Source organism: Bradyrhizobium canariense, from assembly GCF_018130465.1.
Lineage (GTDB): Bacteria > Pseudomonadota > Alphaproteobacteria > Rhizobiales > Xanthobacteraceae > Bradyrhizobium > Bradyrhizobium canariense_C.
The window spans coordinates 150,154-166,177 of sequence record NZ_JAFCKJ010000015.1 but is presented as its reverse complement, the minus strand read 5'-3'; the positions used below and the strand labels follow the sequence as shown (position 1 = coordinate 166,177).

The following is a 16,024-nucleotide window of genomic DNA, read 5'->3' as shown; positions in this document are numbered from 1 at the left end:
CCCGCGTAAGCTTTGCACGGCAGATTACGGGCCGGATCCTCTGCCGGTGACCCATGGCCGATACGTTAGCTGCTAGCCTGCCGACCCCGCGACGATTGGGCGCCGACGCCTTTTTCGCAGGCGGCATCGTGGCCATGCTCACGATCCTGTTCCTGCCCATCCCGCCGATCCTGATCGATCTCGGCCTCGCCTTCTCGATCGCGCTGTCGGCGCTGATCCTGATGGTCGCGCTGTGGATCCAGCGGCCGCTCGATTTCTCCGCCTTCCCGACCGTGCTGCTGATCGCGACGATCCTGCGGCTGGCTCTCAACGTCGCGACGACACGTCTGATCCTGTCGCGCGGCGGGGAGGGGGAGACCGCCGCGGGCCACGTCGTTGCCGGCTTCTCGAAGTTCGTCATGGGCGGCGATTTCGTCATCGGCCTGATCATCTTCGCGATTCTGGTCACGGTGAACTTCGTCGTGATCACCAAGGGTGCGACGCGTATCGCCGAAGTCGGCGCACGTTTCACGCTGGACGCAATTCCGGGCAAGCAGATGGCGATCGACGCTGATCTGTCCGCGGGCCTGATCGACGACAAGGAAGCTCAGCGTCGGCGCCGCGAACTCGAAGAGGAGAGCTCCTTCTTCGGCGCCATGGACGGTGCGTCGAAATTCGTCCGCGGCGATGCCATCGCCGGCCTGATCATCACCGCGATCAACATCTTCGGCGGCATCATCATCGGCGTTACCCATCACGGTCTGACGCTGTCGCGCGCTGCCGACGTCTACACAAAACTCTCCGTCGGCGACGGTCTGGTAACGCAGATGCCGGCGCTGATCGTGTCGCTGTCGGCGGGCCTCCTGGTCTCCAAGGGCGGCACCAGGGGTTCGGCAGAGCAGGCGGTGCTGCGGCAGCTCGGCGGCTACCCGCGCGCGGTGTCGGCGGCGTCGTTGATGATGTTCGTGCTCGCCTTGATGCCTGGGCTGCCGATGGCACCCTTCGTGCTGCTCGGCGGCGTCATGGCCTTCGTCGGATACTCGCTGCCGAGGCGGCAGGCCGCCCTGAAGCAGAAGGAAGATGCGCGCAAGGCCGACGAACGCGCCCAGATCGAGGCCAAGGAATCCGTCAAGGAATCGCTCAAGACCGCGGAGATCGAGCTGGCGCTCGGCGGCCACCTTTCGGTCCATCTGCTGGGCTCGCGCACCGAGCTGGCGCACCGCGTGGCCAAGATCCGCAAGAAGTTCGCCAAGCAGTACGGCTTCGTGATTCCCGAGATCAAGCTCAGCGACAATCTCTCGATCGATCCCAAGGGATACCAGATCCGGATCCACGACACCCGCGTCGCCCAGGGCGAGCTCAGGCTTGGCGAAGTGCTGGTGCTCGTCGACAAGGACGGCAAGCCCGACGTGCCCGGCGAAGAGGTGATCGAGCCGGCCTTCGGCATGAAGGCGCTGTGGGTGACGGACGCGTTCACCGACGAGGTCAAGCGTCAGGGCTGCAAGCCGGTCGACAATCTGTCGGTGCTGCTCACGCATCTGAGCGAAGTGATCAGGGCCAACCTCGCCCAGCTCCTGTCCTACAAGGACATGCGCGGCCTGCTCGACCGGCTCGATCCCGAATACAAGCGCCTGGTTGAGGATCTCTGCCCGTCGCAGATATCGTACTCGGGACTGCTGGCGATCCTGAAGATCCTGCTGGCCGAGCGCGTATCGATCCGCAACCTCCATCTGATCCTGGAGGCCATCGCCGAGATCGCGCCCCATGTGCGGCGCTCCGAGCAGGTGGCAGAGCATGTCCGTACGCGTCTTGCCCAGCAGATTTGCGGCGATCTCTCCGACAACGGCGTGCTCAACGTAGTCCGTCTCGGCAACCGTTGGGACCTGGCGTTCCACCAGAGCCTGAAGCGCGACGCCAAGGGCGACGTCGTCGAATTCGACGCCGATCCGCGCCTGATCGAGCAGTTTGCGACCGAAGCCAGCGCCGCGATCCGCAAGTTTACCGAGAACGGCACCAGCGTCGTGCTGGCGGTGACCCCCGAAGCGCGTCCCTACGTCCGGATGATCCTGGAACGGGTGTTTCCAACGCTGCCGATCCTGTCGCATGTCGAAGTCGCGCGCAGCACCGAGATCAGGGCACTCGGAGCCATATCGTGATCGGCGGCCTCACCGACAGCGTGCTGGTGACGTTCATCGTGTTCTGCCGCATCGGTGCCTGCCTGATGCTGGTGCCCGGCTATTCCAGCGTCAACGTTCCGGCCCAGGTCCGCTTGTTCGTCGCGCTCGTCACGACGTTTGCGCTGACGCCGATTCTGGTCGCTGTCCTGAAGCCTCTCACGGACAACGCAGCGCCGCTGACGCTCGCGCTCCTGATCTGCTCCGAACTCGTGGTCGGCAGCGTCATCGGGCTCGGCGGCCGCGTGTTCTTCCTTGCACTCCAGACCATGGCCACGATGATGGCCAGTGCGATCGGCCTGAGCAACATCCCGGGGACGCCGGTCGGCGACACTGATCCGGCGCCGGCCCTGGTGCCGCTGATCATGGTGTCCGTCACCACGCTGTTCTTCATGACCGACCAGCACTGGCAGGTCCTGCGCGGGCTGATGAACTCCTACGACGTCTGGCATCCAGGCGAGAGGCTCGGCGGCAGCATGCCGCTCGACCAGCTCGTCGGCCGGCTGTCGGAGGCATTCGTGCTGACGCTGCGGATCGCCAGCCCTTTCATCGTCTATTCGGTCGTCGTCAACTTCGCGGTCGGCCTGATCAACAAGCTGACGCCGGCAATTCCGGTCTACTTCATCTCGGTGCCGTTCGTGCTGTTCGGCGGCTTCCTGCTGCTCTACCTCACCAGCGACGAGCTCTTGACGCAATTCATGCTCGGCGTCTCGTCGTGGCTGGCGGAGTGATCGATCATGACGTCGCGCGCGGACAAGCTCGGCCGGATGGTCTCGCTCGTGAAGCTCCAGCTCCGGCTGTCCGAGTGGCAGCTCGCGCATCTGCGGCAGCAGGAGCGCAGCTTGCAGGACGAGCAGGAATGGCTGGTCGGAACTCTCACCGAGGGCAAGCCGCCGGCGGGATCATCGAGCGAATCGATCGCGCGGCGCCTGACCAGAACCAGCGTCGGCGCGCGCGCGGTTCAGGCGCAGGCCTCGCAGCAGCTCGACCAGGTTCGCGCGGAGAGCCGCCGTGTGAAGCAGTTCGAGCAGGTCGCGAAGGCGGCGCTTGCGGACAAGCTTCGCGACGCCGAGAAGCGATCGCTCGAGGAGATGACGGGAACAAGCCTCACCGTGCGCGAGTGGACGCCACGGCCAGCCAACCGGAACAAGACATGATCGTGACAGCGACACCCGACCTCGTTCTCGACGTCCTCGACGCCGCCGATCCCGTGACGCAGCGAGCGGCCACCGCGAAGCTCGACGCGCTGAAATCATCGGACACGGATTTCGCCGCCACGATGGACGCGGAGGTCGGCAAGGCCAAGGCGGCTGCTGCCGATCAATCCGCCACGAAGGTTTCGGAAGCGCAGTCGGGGGCGGTGAACGGGGCGCCGGTGCAGGTGATCAAGGCGCCGGCATCCGGCGAGGTGTACCGGAAGTTCGAAGCCTTCATCCTCCAGACCTTCGTCGAGACGATGTTGCCGAAGGAGTCGGAGGAGGTCTTTGGCAAGGGCACGGCCGGCGGCGTCTGGAAGTCGATGCTGGCGGAGCAACTTGGTGCTCAGCTGGCAAAGGGCAAGGGTATTGGCATTGCCAAGCAGCTCGCCGCCGCGCATCCGGCGGGGCCGGCCGTTACGGGCAAGGCCGGATGACGATCCGGAAATGGGTGACAGAAGTTGAAGGGTGAATTTCCTATGCAGGCACAAGAAGGCGCGGCGGCCCTGGTGATGGAGCAGCCGGTCGTGGACACCGAGGCGATGACGACGGCGGCCGCGTCGGGGGATGCCCTGTTGCCCGTGCTGCTGCCGAATGTCGGCGGCGAGGTGGCGAGCGGCGGCGCGGATGCGGCGAGATCGGACGAGGTGCGCGGCCTGCTGGCCGCGATCCGCCGGCTCGAAAGCATCGTCGAGGAGGAGACGGTCGCGCTCGCGACGGGCAAGAAGATCGACTTCGACGAGTTCAGCGCCCGGAAGAGCCGGAGCATGCTGGAATTCGTCCGCCTGATGCGGGCACGAATGCATCTCGGCGGCGAGGTCGAGATCACCGAGGAAATCCAGCGGCTGCGCGAGAAGCTCGAGCGAAACCGTTCCATCCTCGAAATGCACTACGATGCGGTGCGCGAGGTCGCGGCCATCATCGTCAAGGCCATCAAGGACGCCGAGTCGGACGGCACTTATACCGGTCGCGCAGCACAGGACGGAAAATGATCAGACTCGTGCTGGCCGGGCTCTGGGTATGCATCCTCACCGCGGGAACGAGCTATGCCGTGGCCTATTGGAAGGAAAATGGCAGCCTGCTGCCGGCAAAGGACGAATATCTCGACGGGCTGCAGTACCAGAAGACGCGGCCGCTGAGCGTGCCCATGGTCGAGAGCGGCAACGTGCAGGGCTACATCGTCGCGCGCTTCGTCTACACCGTGGAGGCGCGGACCATGCACCAGCTCAGCGTTCCGCCCGAGCCGTTCGTCGTCGATGAAGCCTTCCGCAGGATCTATGCCGACGACCGCCTCGATTTCAGAAAACTCGCCCGTTACGACCTCTCCATCCTCACGGCGGCCATCAAGCAGCGTGTCAACGAGCGAATGCAGGCCGAAGTGGTCCAGGACGTCCTTGTCGAGGACTTCAATTACGTGTCGAAGGAAGAATTCCAGCAGAAGCCCTAGGGCATGATCGGTTCTGATTGAATCAGAAGCGAGGCTCTCGAATTTTGTTTGAACGCGTGCCGCAGCGCCGGTACCGCCGCGCCTGTGTTCGTCGTTTGCGTCGCTGAAAGTACAACGGCCTCTGCGAAGGTGATTCGCAGAGGCCGTTGTCGGTTTCGTGGCTAGCGTCCTGCCGATCAGTTTCCGGCCGGATACGCCGCCGGGGCGGCATGCGCCCTGTTCAGCAGGATGCCGACCTCGTCGAGCTCCTGCATCGGCACGTCGATGGTTTCGCCGGCCGGGATGTCGAGGCGGTATCCGACGTAGCGCCGGGCCACGATCGCATCGAAGCCGAGGCGGTCGCGGAGTTTCTTGCGCAGCTTGCTGACGTGGCTCTCGATCACGCTCTCGTCGAAGGTCGCCTCGAAGATGCCGTAGACCGCGTTGAAGATCTGCGTCTTGGTGACCCACTTGCCGTGGTTGCTGACCATATATTCGAGAATGCGCAGTTCGCGGCGGGGCAGGGTGAGGGCGTGGCCGGCGATCTCGGGGTCACGTCCGTTGAAGAAGACCTGGATCCTGGTCTCGCAGGGCCTCGGCAGTTCCCCGACCCGGCGGCGCGCAATCGCGGCCGTTCGGGCGAGGATTTCGCGGAGATGAATCGGCACATGGACGACGTCATCGACGCCCGATTCGAACAGCTCCAGCGTGTTCTTGAGCATCTTCTGGCCGCTCATGGCGATGATGGGAGCCGAGGAGCGCTTGCGCATCGCCCGCGGCAGGCTTCCGCGGGTGTCGCAATCCCCGAGGAGGAAAGCGTCCACCGCGGCCAGATCCGGTTCACTCGCAGATTGCAGCCAGTCCCAGAATTCTCCGGAGGAGAAGCCGATCGACGATACACCTTCGCGAACGAGCCCTCCGACATAGCTGTTCGTGACGCTCTCGCGATCATCAACGATAATATACATCAGTCTTTCGCCCCTGTTTCGCACTTGTCGCGGCCGGTTCGTTATTGTGATGCCCGGCTCGGCAACTGTGCTGTTTGACGACATTCCTTCCCGCGAACCGTTGTTATGGTTTCGATATTCGCGGGCAGCCCTACGCATTCAGTGCCTGCGTCTCGCAGGCCTGCTACTTCGACTCGATACTGAACGCTTACTGCGTGAGGCTCGGCGGGTGTCTTACGGATCACCTCGCGGAGCGGATTGAGAAAGCCACCTAGAACAGTTGCGCCAAGTTGCTAGTTGCGTCCGAACGCTACTGTACTGTGTCGATCTCCTCGCTAACTGGCGAGAATCACTTGAGTAGGACCGTAACAATTGCCGATTTCCGATCAAGCGCGCCCAACAAAGCGATTGCTACACGCGCTTGATGCTGTTGGTTTGTTTCGAGTTGTTTCTTTGTATATCCAATCGCATCAGTTGATTTGGTATTCAAACTAGTTTTGCACCTTGGCGGTTCTAAAGTTCCGCATCCCCGTATGATTGCAGCTATTTTGGGTGGTGCTGCGGTTCATGCACATTGAGGGGTTTTCAACCCGGGATTGACTCTCGTCGTCCTGTTTCCACATGCGACAATTCGACTCATGTATGGCGAGGCGACTCCAGCTTGGCGAAATCTTGGCGAGTGTGTGTCTTTCGAGTCGCACTATCGCCACGTGCATGACGCGTTTGACTCATGTGACGTCGCATCGCGCGCGATGAAAAGTTTTCGATGCGCACGTTTCAGACAAGCTTCGACAAATAACGTCACCGTTCGACAGATCGACCCGAACGGAGCATTTTCACATGTTGTCCGATGGACAAGCTCGCCCCAACGCGACCGCAGATGTTTCCGCGGCAGCGAAGCCGGCTGCGGAGGCGCGCGATGCCAGGGACAATGCGGCGTCAGCCGCCAAGCCCGCTGCGAATACCAAGCCTGCTGCGAACACCAAGCGTGTGGCGGCGGCAGCGAGTGATGAAGCTCTGGCGAAAGAGGCGCTCGAGGGTCTGAAGCGTATTCGCGCCAAGGCGCGCCTCGACAAGATGGCGATACCCAAGCCTACGCCGACTGTGATCAAGCCGGCCGTGATCGTGGCCAAGCCGCCGCCGCCGCGTCCGACATGGGTCGCTCCGCTCGCGACATTGGCGGTCGCTGCGATCCTGGTCGTCTGCGCCTGCACCGGCGTGATCGCCTATCTCACCACGCAGCCCGCCCAGAGCAACGTCGCGGCCAATACGGAGATCAGGAATCTGCGGGAGACTGTGGCGCAACTGCGCAAGCAGGTGTCGGGCGTGTCCGACAATCTCGACGGCCTGCGCACCGCGGTCGATCAATCGAGCAAGGCGACCAACGACCGTTTTGGCCGTTTTGGCGAGAATCTGGACCGCATCGAACGGGTGAGCTCGTCCTCGACGGTGAAGCTCGACAAGCTTGCCCAGGCGCAGGCCCAGGCTCCGACGCCCGTCGCCTCACAGCCAATGCCGATGATGGCTTCGGTCGCGGCGCCCGAGACCACGGGATCGGTGCCTCCCTCCGAGCGTACGTCAGTGCCGCGCAAGCCCATCAAGGGCTGGTCGGTCCGCCAAGCCTATGAGGGGATTGCGATCCTGCAGGGCCCGAACGGCGTCATCGAGGCGGTGCTGGGACAGCAGGTGCCGGGCCTTGGCCGCATCGAGGAGATCAAAAACGAGAACGGACGTCTGGTGGTCGAGTCCAGCGGGGGCGTCATCTATTCGTCACGCAAGGCGACGCCCTGATCGAGCTCCGCCTTCTATTTGCGGTGATGCTCGAAGCTGGTGCATAGCAGGTCGACCTCCGCCTCCGCGATCGGCGCGCGAAACAGGCGACAGCTGAACTCGGCCGTCGTCTTGCTCTCCGTGGTGGTGCGATCTTCGCGGAGGAAGATGCATCGTTTGCAGACGTCGGTATGGTGCCGCTGTTCGGCTGCGTCCGACTGATCCAGCACGTGGCGGAGCGCGTCGCGGAAGCTGACCTTCGCCTCGTCCTCGAGGACGGTGATGGCCTCGACGAGGACGTTGACGGGGTCGCGCACCAGGAACTTCTTGCCCTGCTGTGTCACGCTCAGCATCACCGACCGCTTGTCCTGGGCCGAGCGCTTTCGCTCGAGATAGCCGAGCCGCTCCAGCTCGCCGATGATGAACGAGGCGGTGCCGCGCGTGGTGCCGACGTAACTCGCGAGCGCCGACGGCGTCCGGGAAAACCGGTTGGCACGGGAAAGGAAACGCAGCGCCATCCACTCGCGGTCGCGCAAGCCGTGCTTGGTGCCTTCGAACCACAGGATCCGGGCAACTTGTTCCAACAGTTCAATCGACTCGCGAGCCAGGTTCATTTCAATTCCAGGTCGGATAGATCTTAATTCAATTGAGCTTTTGGTAGCGCAATCCGGGTGGCTGATAATGAGGATCCCGAGAGGGGCGGAACCTTCCGGCCGTGGAACTAGAGCGTCACGAAGAAAGTTCGAGTAAATCGCCCGGCTCAACTCTTCTGAAAATTTCAGTCAAATGACCGCAGTTTGCGTGCAAATTCCGATCGCGTGGGATGTGCGAGCAACATGATGTGTCGTTGCGGCCACGCAAATCCCATTTGTTGCCGCGATGCGCTTCGAATTGCGCGCGCCGGCGGATCGGCTTCAACTCGTGGCAGCGGGAGCGGGGGCGAGGGAACCGCCGTTTTCGGTTAATGGATGTTGCGTTGCAATGCGGTCAGGCGGTTAAATCCGAAATACGATCGAGCCCGGGAATGCCAGAGTGTCGCCTGTGATCGAGCAGGTGAAGCCGTTCAGCGTCAAGCGCGCAGCATTGGCGGCCACCGTTGGCAACATGCTCGAATTCTACGACTTCATCACCTACAGCTTCTTCGCCATCCAGATCGGCCATACCTTGGCGGCGAGGTTGGGCCGACCACCGCCTATCTGATCGAGATCGCCCCGCCCGAGCATCGCGCGCTGGTGATGATCTGGCCGCAGTTCGCAACGCTGCTGCTGACCTACCCGACCTTCCTGTGGATCGTCCATGCCCCCGGCGCGCTGTCGCTCCTGGTTGGTTTCGGCGTCCTGTCCGTCAAAGCGGCGCGCTCGCAGGCTGGTGATTTGCGTTTCGCCTGCAACTATTGGCGAATGCGTCGCCTGAAGGATCAGGGGCAGGCATCAGGAAGGATGAACCGATGAGTATCGAAACCACCATGACATCCGACGTCGTCGGGCTGACCAAGGTCGCCCCGGTCTCGCGTCGCGGATTCATGAGCGCCACCGCGGCCGTCGCCGCCGGCTACACGCTTGCGGCCGGGCCCGTGCGCGCCGAGGCGATCACGACTGACACCAATGGCCTCCAGACCGGCGACACCAAGATCAAGGTCGGCTCCGAAGAGATGCCTGTCTATTTCGCCCGCCCGGCCGGCAACACCAAGGCGCCGGTGATCATCGTGGCGATGGAGATCTTCGGCCTGCACGAATACGTCAAGGACGTGACGCGGCGCCTCGCCAAGCTCGGCGCCTTCGCAGTCGCGCCAGACTATTACTTCCGCAAGGGTACCGATCTGACCAAAATCACCGAGATCAAGGACCTGTTGCCGGTCGTCAATGCCAAGCCGGACGCGGAGCTGCTGTCCGATCTCGATGCGACAGCGGCGTGGGCCGGGTCGCAAGGCGGCGACACCACCAAGCTCGGCATTATCGGCTTCTGCCGCGGCGGACGCACCGTCTGGGAATATGCCGCTCACAGCGGCAGCCTCAAGGCTGGTGTTGCGTTCTACGGCACCGTGGTCGATCCCGCCAATCCGCTGTGGCCGAAGAGCCCGATGCAGCTCGCGCCCGAGATGAAGGCGCCGGTGCTCGGCCTCTATGGCGGCGCCGATACCGGCATTCCCATCACTCAGGTCGAGCAGATGAAGGCTGCGCTCGAGCAGGACAAGAAGACGGCCGAATTCAAGATCTATCCGGAAGCGCCGCACGGCTTCCATGCCGACTACCGCGGCAGCTACCGCAAGGACGCCGCGGAAGATGCCTGGAAGCAGGCGCAGGCCTGGTTCAAGAAATACGGCGTCCTGAGCTGAGGCCCGGCTTTAAAGGGCGGCCCGAGCGGTCGCCCTTTCCATTTCAGTGTACCGATCTCACTTCACCATCGCGCCATAGACGATGTCCTGGACCTGCTCGCGATAATATTTGCGCAGCTCGCCCGGCGCGGCCGTTCCCACCACCACGACGAGACGCTCCTTGGGATCGCAGAAGAACTGCGTCCCGTACGCGCCGTTCCAGGTGAACTCGCCGGGATTGCCGGGGACCGACGACAATCCTTCGCTGGTGCGGACAGCGACCGAGAGGCCAAAGCCGAAACCCGCACGATGCGGCTCGATATTCGCCACGTTGTTCTTGATCTCGGGGCCAAGATGATTGGTCGTCATGTGATGCACGGTCTTGGGACCGAGGATGCGCTGGCCATCGAGCGCACCGCCGTTGAGCAGCATCTGTCCAAAGCGGATGTAGTCGCCGACGGTCGCGAACGAGCAGGCGCCGCCGCAGTCGAATTTTGTCGGCGTGTCCAAAAGCTTGATGGCTTGCGGCTTGCCGGTCAGCGGATCGTTGGCGAACGGCCGGGCGAGGCGAGGGCGCTGTGCGTCGGTCGGATGGAAGGTCGCGTCCTTCATGGCGAGCGGTTGCCAGACATTGGCGGCGAGATAGTCGCCGAGCTTCTGCTCGCTGACCTTCTCGACGACGGCGCCGAGCACGTCGATCGAGAAACCGTATTCGAACTCCGTGGACGGCTGATGCGCCAGCGGCAGCTTTGTGATGCGATCGATGAACGCCTGGGTGTCGCCTTCCATCGCCGGCGCGGTGCCCTCAGGATATTGCCGTGCCACCGGGCTCGCGCTGTCCGGGCGGCCGCCATACATCAGGCCGGACGTGTGTCGGTACAGGTCGTGAATGAAGATCGGTGAGGCCTGCGGTTCGAGTTTCAATGAATCGTCGCCCTGCTGAACACCGACCTTCATGTTGGCAAAGCCGGGATAATAGTCGGACAGCTTGGCCTGGAGCGGCAGCTTGCCCTGCTCCATCAATGTCAGGCCCGCGACCGCCGCCATCGGCTTGGTCATCGAGGCCAGTGCGAAAATCGCATCGACCGGCATCGGCGTGCCCTTGTCCGGATCCAGCATGCCATAGGCCTTGTAATACACGAGCTTGCCGTCCCGGGCGATTGCGACGACCGCGCCGGGGACGCGCTTGGCGGCGATCTCACGCGCGAAGAAATTGTCGAGCCGTTCAAGGCCTTGTTTCGAGAAGCCGGCGTCGTCGGGGCTGGCTTCGGGCAGCGGCGCGGCACGCGCTGCACCGAACGTGATGACGGCAGCGGCCGCCGCGATCATGGCGATCGTCTTCATTGAATCCTCCCAAGCGCGAGCTCGTTATGCAGTGGCCCGCTAGGTGGTTAGATCACGACCGCACCGGCGCGAAGTCAAGCGCGGGCGGGGCATGTCTGGGACGCGGGGAGGAATGCCGGAATCCTATCGTCCTTCTCCCGCCTGCCACAACGCGTCCAGGGCGTGGCGGTAGGACGGATAAGCAAGCGTGACGCCGAGCTCGCGCTTTAATTTCGCGTTGGAGACACGGGCGCTGCTGGCATAGAAGCTGCGGGCCATCACCGACATCTCGGCGGTCTCGAACACCTCTTCGGGCGGCGGCGCCACATTCATCAGCTTCGCCGCGTAAGTGATCACGTCCTGCGGCGGCGCCGGTTCGTCGTCACAGACGTTCCACGTGCCGCCGCTTGGGTGATGAACCGCGGCCATGATCGCGCTCGCGATGTCGTCGACGTGGACGCGGTTGAAGACCTGTCCCGGCTTGATGATGCGCCGTGCCATTCCAGCGCGCAGCGTCACCAGCGCGTTACGGCCGGGGCCATAGATACCCGCAAGCCGCAGGATCGCGGCGTCGCCACTGGTCGTGTCCGTCCAGGCCTGTTCCGCCGCGACCCGCATGCGCGTGCGGTCGAGGCTGGCCTGCGGCGGCGTGCTCTCGTCGACCCATCCGCCGGCGTGGTCACCATAGACGCCGATGGTGGAGAGATAGATGATCCTGCGGTGGCGGTCCGCTGCCAGCATGTCCGGGAAGGCCGCGATTGCGGGATCGCCGGCGCTGCCGGGCGGGATCGATATGAGCAGGACGTCGGCGTCGCCGATACGTTGCACTGTCCCGCGATCCGGATTGCTCCCGGAAAACCGATAAACCTCGATGCCGGCGAGATCGCCCCGCTGCGCGGGATCGCGCACCGTGCCGGCGATATGCGAGAAGTGGCCACCGAATAGGCGGACGAAGCACCGGGCACTGTAGCCGAGACCAAGGATAAAGAGCCGCATACGTCTTCCTTGCTGGTCGGAGTTCCCGTTCACGCCGCAGCGCGCCCCCCGCTCATAAGAGATTTTTGGGTCCGGCAAAAGATATTGCAATTTGTCTCGCATGCCAGTGCAGGCGATGGTCGCTCGTCGGGAGGGACGTATCGATCATGCAGGCAGAAGCGCCCGCCATAGTGCCATGTGAGGCCGCTGAACTGATCCGGCATGCCGCCGCGCTGATCTTCGATGTCGACGGCACCTTGGCCGAGACCGAGGAGCTGCATCGGCAGGCCTTCAACCATGCCTTCGTCCGCCACGGTCTCGACTGGCAGTGGGACCAAGCGGTCTACAAGGACCTGCTGCGGGTCACCGGCGGCAAGGAGCGCATCCGCGCCTTCCACACGAGGCTGCCGGTCGCCCCGCCACTGTCGGACGAGGACATCGCGGAACTGCATCGCATCAAGACTGCGCATTACGCCGAACTGGTCGAGACCGGCTGCTGCCCCTTACGGCCCGGCGTGACGGATCTCCTCATCGCTGCCAAGGCGCGCGGCCAGCGGCTCGCGATCGCGACGACCACGTCGCACGGCAACATCGATGCGCTGCTGTCGCGGGCGCTGGGAAAGCGCTGGGCCGCGGATTTTGATGCGATCGTCGCCGGGGACGACGTGCGGCACAAGAAGCCTGCGCCGGATGTCTATGTCGAGATCCTGGCGCGGCTGAATCTCAACGCGTCCGACTGCGTCGCGATCGAGGATTCCGCCAACGGCCTGATCGCAGCCTCACGGGCGAACATTCCCGTACTCATCACCAGAAGCATGTTCTTCCGGGACGATGATTTTAGCCAGGCACGGGTCGTGCTGGATGATCTGTCGGGGGCTTGGATGAGGCCGCAGAACAAAAAAACTGAAAAACAACCCCATGCACAGTAGAAAGTGCCTGCGAGCCGGCCGCGTTCAGTGGACCCGGTGGCTCGTTCTATCATCCTCAGACTGCTCGACAATCTGCGCAATTGGGCTCGACTGGTGATGCACCAGGCGCCAGCCGTCGCCGACGCGCCGAAAATGGTTGGCAGCGGCCAATGCCGTGCCGTCGACGATCTCGATGCAGAGCACGCGCGCGCTGTCGCCGTCGACGATGGCCTGCGGTTCGGCGCAGACGATCTGCGGCCGCTCCGGACTCTGCAGGATGTCGCGCCAGCTTCCGATCACCGTGGCCCGGCCGATGATGGCCGGCCAGCCGGGATGAATGCAGGAAATGGCGTCGTCGTCCGCCCACATCCGCTCCATTTCGTCGAAATCGCCGGTCGAAAACGCGGCGTAGAACGCCGCGTTCGCGGCGATCACCTTGTCGTCCTTTGCCATGCCTCTCGGGTGGGGCAACGACAGGCAAAAATCAAGCGCGACTTCCGTCGACTTTCTGTTCGATCTGGACCGCAGTGCAGCATTGCTGCCCGTTTTGTGGTCACGCCGAGACCAGCGTCTCCACCGCACGCCGCGCGCCATCCTTGTAGAGCCGGCCGAGCGCCGCGGTCACGGCTTCGCGCAGGCGCGGCTCGGCGCCCAGCGGCCCGAACACTTTTTCGACCCCAAGCAGTGCGGGCGCCAATCGCTCGGCGACGGGACCTGCCTCGCGCGCCAAGCCGGCGAACTCGGCGGCGAGCGGATCGCGCACGTCGATGGTGCGGCCCTTCTCGTCGAGGCCGGTGACGTAGCGCATCCAGCCGGCCACCGCGAGCGCATGCGTCGCGATCGGCAGGTTCTTGAGCAGGCGATCCTGCATCGCGCCAAGCAGCCGCTGCGGCAGCTTTTGCGAGCCGTCCATCGCGATCTGCCAGGTGCGGTGATGCAGTGCCGGATTGGCGAAGCGCGTGAGCAGCGAGGCGCGATACGCGGCCAGATCCGCGCCAGCAGGCATCGTCAGCGTCACCGCGGCCTCTTCCATCACCTGCTCGGCGAGACGCGCGAAATGCGGGTCCAGCATGGTGTCGGCGATGGTCTCGTAGCCGGCGAGATAGCCGAGATAGGCCAGCGCCGAATGGCTGGCGTTGAGCAGCCGCAGCTTCATCAGCTCGAACGGCTTGACGTCGTTCACCAGTTCGACGCCGGCGGCGGCAAGGTCAGGCCGGCCCGCCGTAAAGCGATCCTCGACCACCCATTGCGTGAACGGCTCGGTCATGACGGGCCATGCGTCGCGCAAACCGAGCGCGGATGAAACCGCATCACGGTCGCCATCCGTCGTCTCCGGCACGATGCGGTCGACCATGGTCGAGGGGAAGGCCACCGTATCCGCGATCCACTTGCCGAGATCCTTCGACCGCAGCGCGGCGAATTGCGTCACGATCCGCTGCACGGTGTGGCCGTTGGCGGCGAGGTTGTCGCAGCTTAGCACGGTGAAGGGCGGGGCGCCCAGCGCCCGCCTGCGCGCCAGCGCTGCAACGATGAAACCGGGCGCCGAACGCGGCGCGTCGAAATTGTTGAGATCGTGCACGACATCAGGATGCCGCTCGTCGAGATCGCCGGTCTGCGGCGTGTGGCAATAGCCCTTCTCGGTGACGGTGAGGGAGACGATGCGAATGGCGGGATCGGCCATTCGCTCGACCAATCGTGCCGGGCTCTCGCGCGCGACCACGCTGTCGAGCAGCGCACCGATGATGCGGTGTTCGGTGCCTTCGGCCGCACGGACCGCAACCGTATAGAGATGATCCTGCGGGGCGAGGGCGTCGCGTGTGTCAGGGCTGCGCAGGCTAGCGCCGACGATGCCCCATGATGTGGCGCCGGCGGCAAGGCAATCGTCGATGACGACGGCCTGATGCGCGCGATGAAAAGCCCCGAGGCCCAGATGTACGATGCCGGGCGTGACGCGCGAACGGTCATAGGCCGGGCGACGGATGCCAGATGGCATCCGGTCGAGATTGGCTCGGCCAAGGCGCGTTGAACCAGGGCGCATGGACGTCTCCCTTTGCTTTGCCGCTGCTTGACATGGCGCCTGTCCTCGGTCAATGCTGCGGTCAATTGGTAAGACCAATTTTCCAAAATTGGCGGGCCGCGGGTGCGATAGCTGCCGGCATGACCCTTTCGGGAGGACCAGCGTGCCGCTGGAAGCTGTGGAGGCGAGACGGCTTTATCGCCAGGTCGCCGATCAATTGCGAAGCCTGATCGACAGCGGCGAGTACGCGGTCGGCAGCCGCTTGCCGACCGAGCGCGAGCTCGCCGAGCAGCTCAAGATTTCCAGGCCGACGGTGCGTGAAGCCCTGATCGCGCTCGAAGTCGAGGGCCGCCTCCGCATCCGCGTCGGTTCCGGCATTTATGTGATCGAGCCCGCCGCAGTTGCGGCGCCCGCGCCTGCTTCCGTCATCGAGGGCCCGTTCGAGCTGCTGCGCGCCCGCGAATTCCTGGAAAGCGCCATTGCCGAAGAAGCCGCGCGCGTGGCGACGAAGGACGACGTTGCCCGCATCGATGCGTCCCTTGTCGCGATGGAGAATGTAGAACACCCCGGCGAAGCCTCGATGGTCCACGACCGCGCCTTCCACGTCGCGATTGCCGGAAGCCTCGGCAATGCCGTTCTGGTGCGCGTGGTCGGCGAGTTGTTCGACCAGCGCCTCAATCCCTATTTCGCGCAGCTTGCGCATTATTTCGAGAGCCCGGGCACGTGGCGCACCGCGCTCGACGAGCATCGCGCGGTGCGCGACGCGATCGCGGCGCATGATCCCGGGGTCGCGCGCGATGCGATGCGCGATCATCTCGCGCGATCCCAGGAGCGCTTTGCGCAGAACTTCGGCGCCGAGAACGCGGCAGGACCGTCTTCCGGGCGCACGGCGCGATCGATGGCAAAGCCGTCAAAACCGGAACATGCGCCGAAGAAGAAGCGGGCCGCGAGGAGCAGCGCGCGACGGCGATGAGATTGGGCGGCCCGCACCCGCG

General features: G+C 64.0%; 18 protein-coding genes. 12 read left to right on the top strand and 6 right to left on the bottom strand.

Features of this window, described 5'->3' with window-relative positions; all coding sequences use genetic code 11:
* The first annotated feature begins 53 nt into the window (after positions 1-53).
* From flhA to JQ591_RS30200, 6 genes are read left to right on the top strand one after another with little or no spacing between them, the layout of a single operon-like run.
* Positions 54-2,135 (top strand): flagellar biosynthesis protein FlhA, encoded by a 2,082-nt coding sequence (flhA, locus tag JQ591_RS30225; protein WP_211399624.1) that lies wholly within the window; start codon positions 54-56, stop codon positions 2,133-2,135.
* Positions 2,132-2,884, top strand: a complete 753-nt coding sequence (gene fliR / locus JQ591_RS30220) for a flagellar biosynthesis protein FliR (RefSeq protein WP_211399623.1) — start codon at positions 2,132-2,134, stop codon at positions 2,882-2,884. Before flhA ends, fliR begins: the two co-directional genes overlap by 4 nt.
* A gap of 6 nt (positions 2,885-2,890) precedes the next feature.
* Positions 2,891-3,310 carry a hypothetical protein gene (locus JQ591_RS30215; RefSeq protein WP_211399622.1) on the top strand — a complete coding sequence of 140 codons (420 nt, stop codon included), beginning with the start codon at positions 2,891-2,893 and terminating at the stop codon, positions 3,308-3,310.
* The gene (locus tag JQ591_RS30210; RefSeq protein WP_211399662.1) at positions 3,307-3,786 is read left to right on the top strand and encodes a rod-binding protein; all 480 of its coding nucleotides are present in this window, start codon (positions 3,307-3,309) and stop codon (positions 3,784-3,786) included. Before JQ591_RS30215 ends, JQ591_RS30210 begins: the two co-directional genes overlap by 4 nt.
* Positions 3,787-3,828: 42 nt before the next feature.
* Positions 3,829-4,341 carry a flagellar biosynthesis protein FlgN gene (locus JQ591_RS30205; RefSeq protein WP_211399621.1) on the top strand — a complete coding sequence of 171 codons (513 nt, stop codon included), beginning with the start codon at positions 3,829-3,831 and terminating at the stop codon, positions 4,339-4,341.
* Positions 4,338-4,796: a hypothetical protein gene (locus JQ591_RS30200; RefSeq protein ID WP_211399620.1), complete on the top strand. Its 459-nt coding sequence runs from the start codon at positions 4,338-4,340 to the stop codon at positions 4,794-4,796. The genes JQ591_RS30205 and JQ591_RS30200 overlap by 4 nt, the downstream gene beginning before the upstream one ends.
* A gap of 176 nt (positions 4,797-4,972) precedes the next feature.
* Here JQ591_RS30200 and JQ591_RS30195 read toward each other — a convergent pair whose 3' ends face one another.
* Positions 4,973-5,743, bottom strand: coding sequence for a response regulator transcription factor (locus JQ591_RS30195; protein WP_007613913.1), 771 nt, complete (start codon positions 5,741-5,743; stop codon positions 4,973-4,975).
* Between the two features lie 819 nt (positions 5,744-6,562).
* On the opposite strand from JQ591_RS30195, the gene JQ591_RS30190 reads away from it, so the two are divergent.
* Entirely contained in the window at positions 6,563-7,513 is a 951-nt protein-coding gene (locus JQ591_RS30190; protein WP_211399619.1) for a hypothetical protein, read from the top strand.
* Between the two features lie 14 nt (positions 7,514-7,527).
* On the opposite strand, the gene JQ591_RS30185 is transcribed toward JQ591_RS30190, so the two are convergent.
* On the bottom strand, positions 7,528-8,106 hold the full coding sequence (locus JQ591_RS30185) for a MarR family winged helix-turn-helix transcriptional regulator (RefSeq protein ID WP_211399618.1): 579 nt from the start codon (positions 8,104-8,106) through the stop codon (positions 7,528-7,530).
* Positions 8,107-8,524: 418 nt separating this feature from the next.
* Between JQ591_RS30185 and JQ591_RS35500 the strand changes: the two genes are divergently transcribed.
* The 3 genes from JQ591_RS35500 to JQ591_RS30175 are packed head-to-tail and all read left to right on the top strand — an operon-like array spanning position 8,525 to position 9,827.
* Positions 8,525-8,692 carry a hypothetical protein gene (locus JQ591_RS35500; protein WP_249137900.1) on the top strand — a complete coding sequence of 56 codons (168 nt, stop codon included), beginning with the start codon at positions 8,525-8,527 and terminating at the stop codon, positions 8,690-8,692.
* Positions 8,693-8,727: 35 nt separating this feature from the next.
* The gene (locus tag JQ591_RS35495; RefSeq protein ID WP_249137899.1) at positions 8,728-8,943 is read left to right on the top strand and encodes a hypothetical protein; all 216 of its coding nucleotides are present in this window, start codon (positions 8,728-8,730) and stop codon (positions 8,941-8,943) included.
* Positions 8,940-9,827: a dienelactone hydrolase family protein gene (locus JQ591_RS30175; RefSeq protein WP_211399617.1), complete on the top strand. Its 888-nt coding sequence runs from the start codon at positions 8,940-8,942 to the stop codon at positions 9,825-9,827. The genes JQ591_RS35495 and JQ591_RS30175 overlap by 4 nt, the downstream gene beginning before the upstream one ends.
* A gap of 57 nt (positions 9,828-9,884) precedes the next feature.
* Here the strand turns inward: JQ591_RS30175 and JQ591_RS30170 are convergent, their stop codons facing one another.
* Both JQ591_RS30170 and JQ591_RS30165 read right to left on the bottom strand, forming a co-directional pair.
* Complete coding sequence (locus JQ591_RS30170) at positions 9,885-11,150, bottom strand: serine hydrolase domain-containing protein (protein WP_211399616.1); 1,266 nt, start codon at positions 11,148-11,150, stop codon at positions 9,885-9,887.
* A gap of 123 nt (positions 11,151-11,273) precedes the next feature.
* Positions 11,274-12,125 (bottom strand): SDR family oxidoreductase, encoded by an 852-nt coding sequence (locus JQ591_RS30165; protein ID WP_211399615.1) that lies wholly within the window; start codon positions 12,123-12,125, stop codon positions 11,274-11,276.
* 146 nt (positions 12,126-12,271) lie between these two features.
* Here JQ591_RS30165 and JQ591_RS30160 point away from each other — a divergent pair, with 146 nt between their 5' ends.
* A complete protein-coding gene (locus JQ591_RS30160) occupies positions 12,272-13,033 on the top strand; it encodes an HAD family hydrolase (protein ID WP_211399614.1) in 762 nt (253 codons plus the stop codon).
* Between the two features lie 24 nt (positions 13,034-13,057).
* Here JQ591_RS30160 and JQ591_RS30155 read toward each other — a convergent pair whose 3' ends face one another.
* Positions 13,058-13,465, bottom strand: a complete 408-nt coding sequence (locus tag JQ591_RS30155; RefSeq protein WP_211399613.1) for a nuclear transport factor 2 family protein — start codon at positions 13,463-13,465, stop codon at positions 13,058-13,060.
* A gap of 100 nt (positions 13,466-13,565) precedes the next feature.
* Positions 13,566-15,050 carry a mannitol dehydrogenase family protein gene (locus tag JQ591_RS30150; protein WP_211399612.1) on the bottom strand — a complete coding sequence of 495 codons (1,485 nt, stop codon included), beginning with the start codon at positions 15,048-15,050 and terminating at the stop codon, positions 13,566-13,568.
* 142 nt (positions 15,051-15,192) lie between these two features.
* Here JQ591_RS30150 and JQ591_RS30145 point away from each other — a divergent pair, with 142 nt between their 5' ends.
* Positions 15,193-16,002, top strand: a complete 810-nt coding sequence (locus tag JQ591_RS30145) for a FadR/GntR family transcriptional regulator (protein ID WP_211399611.1) — start codon at positions 15,193-15,195, stop codon at positions 16,000-16,002.
* The last annotated feature ends 22 nt before the right edge of the window (positions 16,003-16,024 follow it).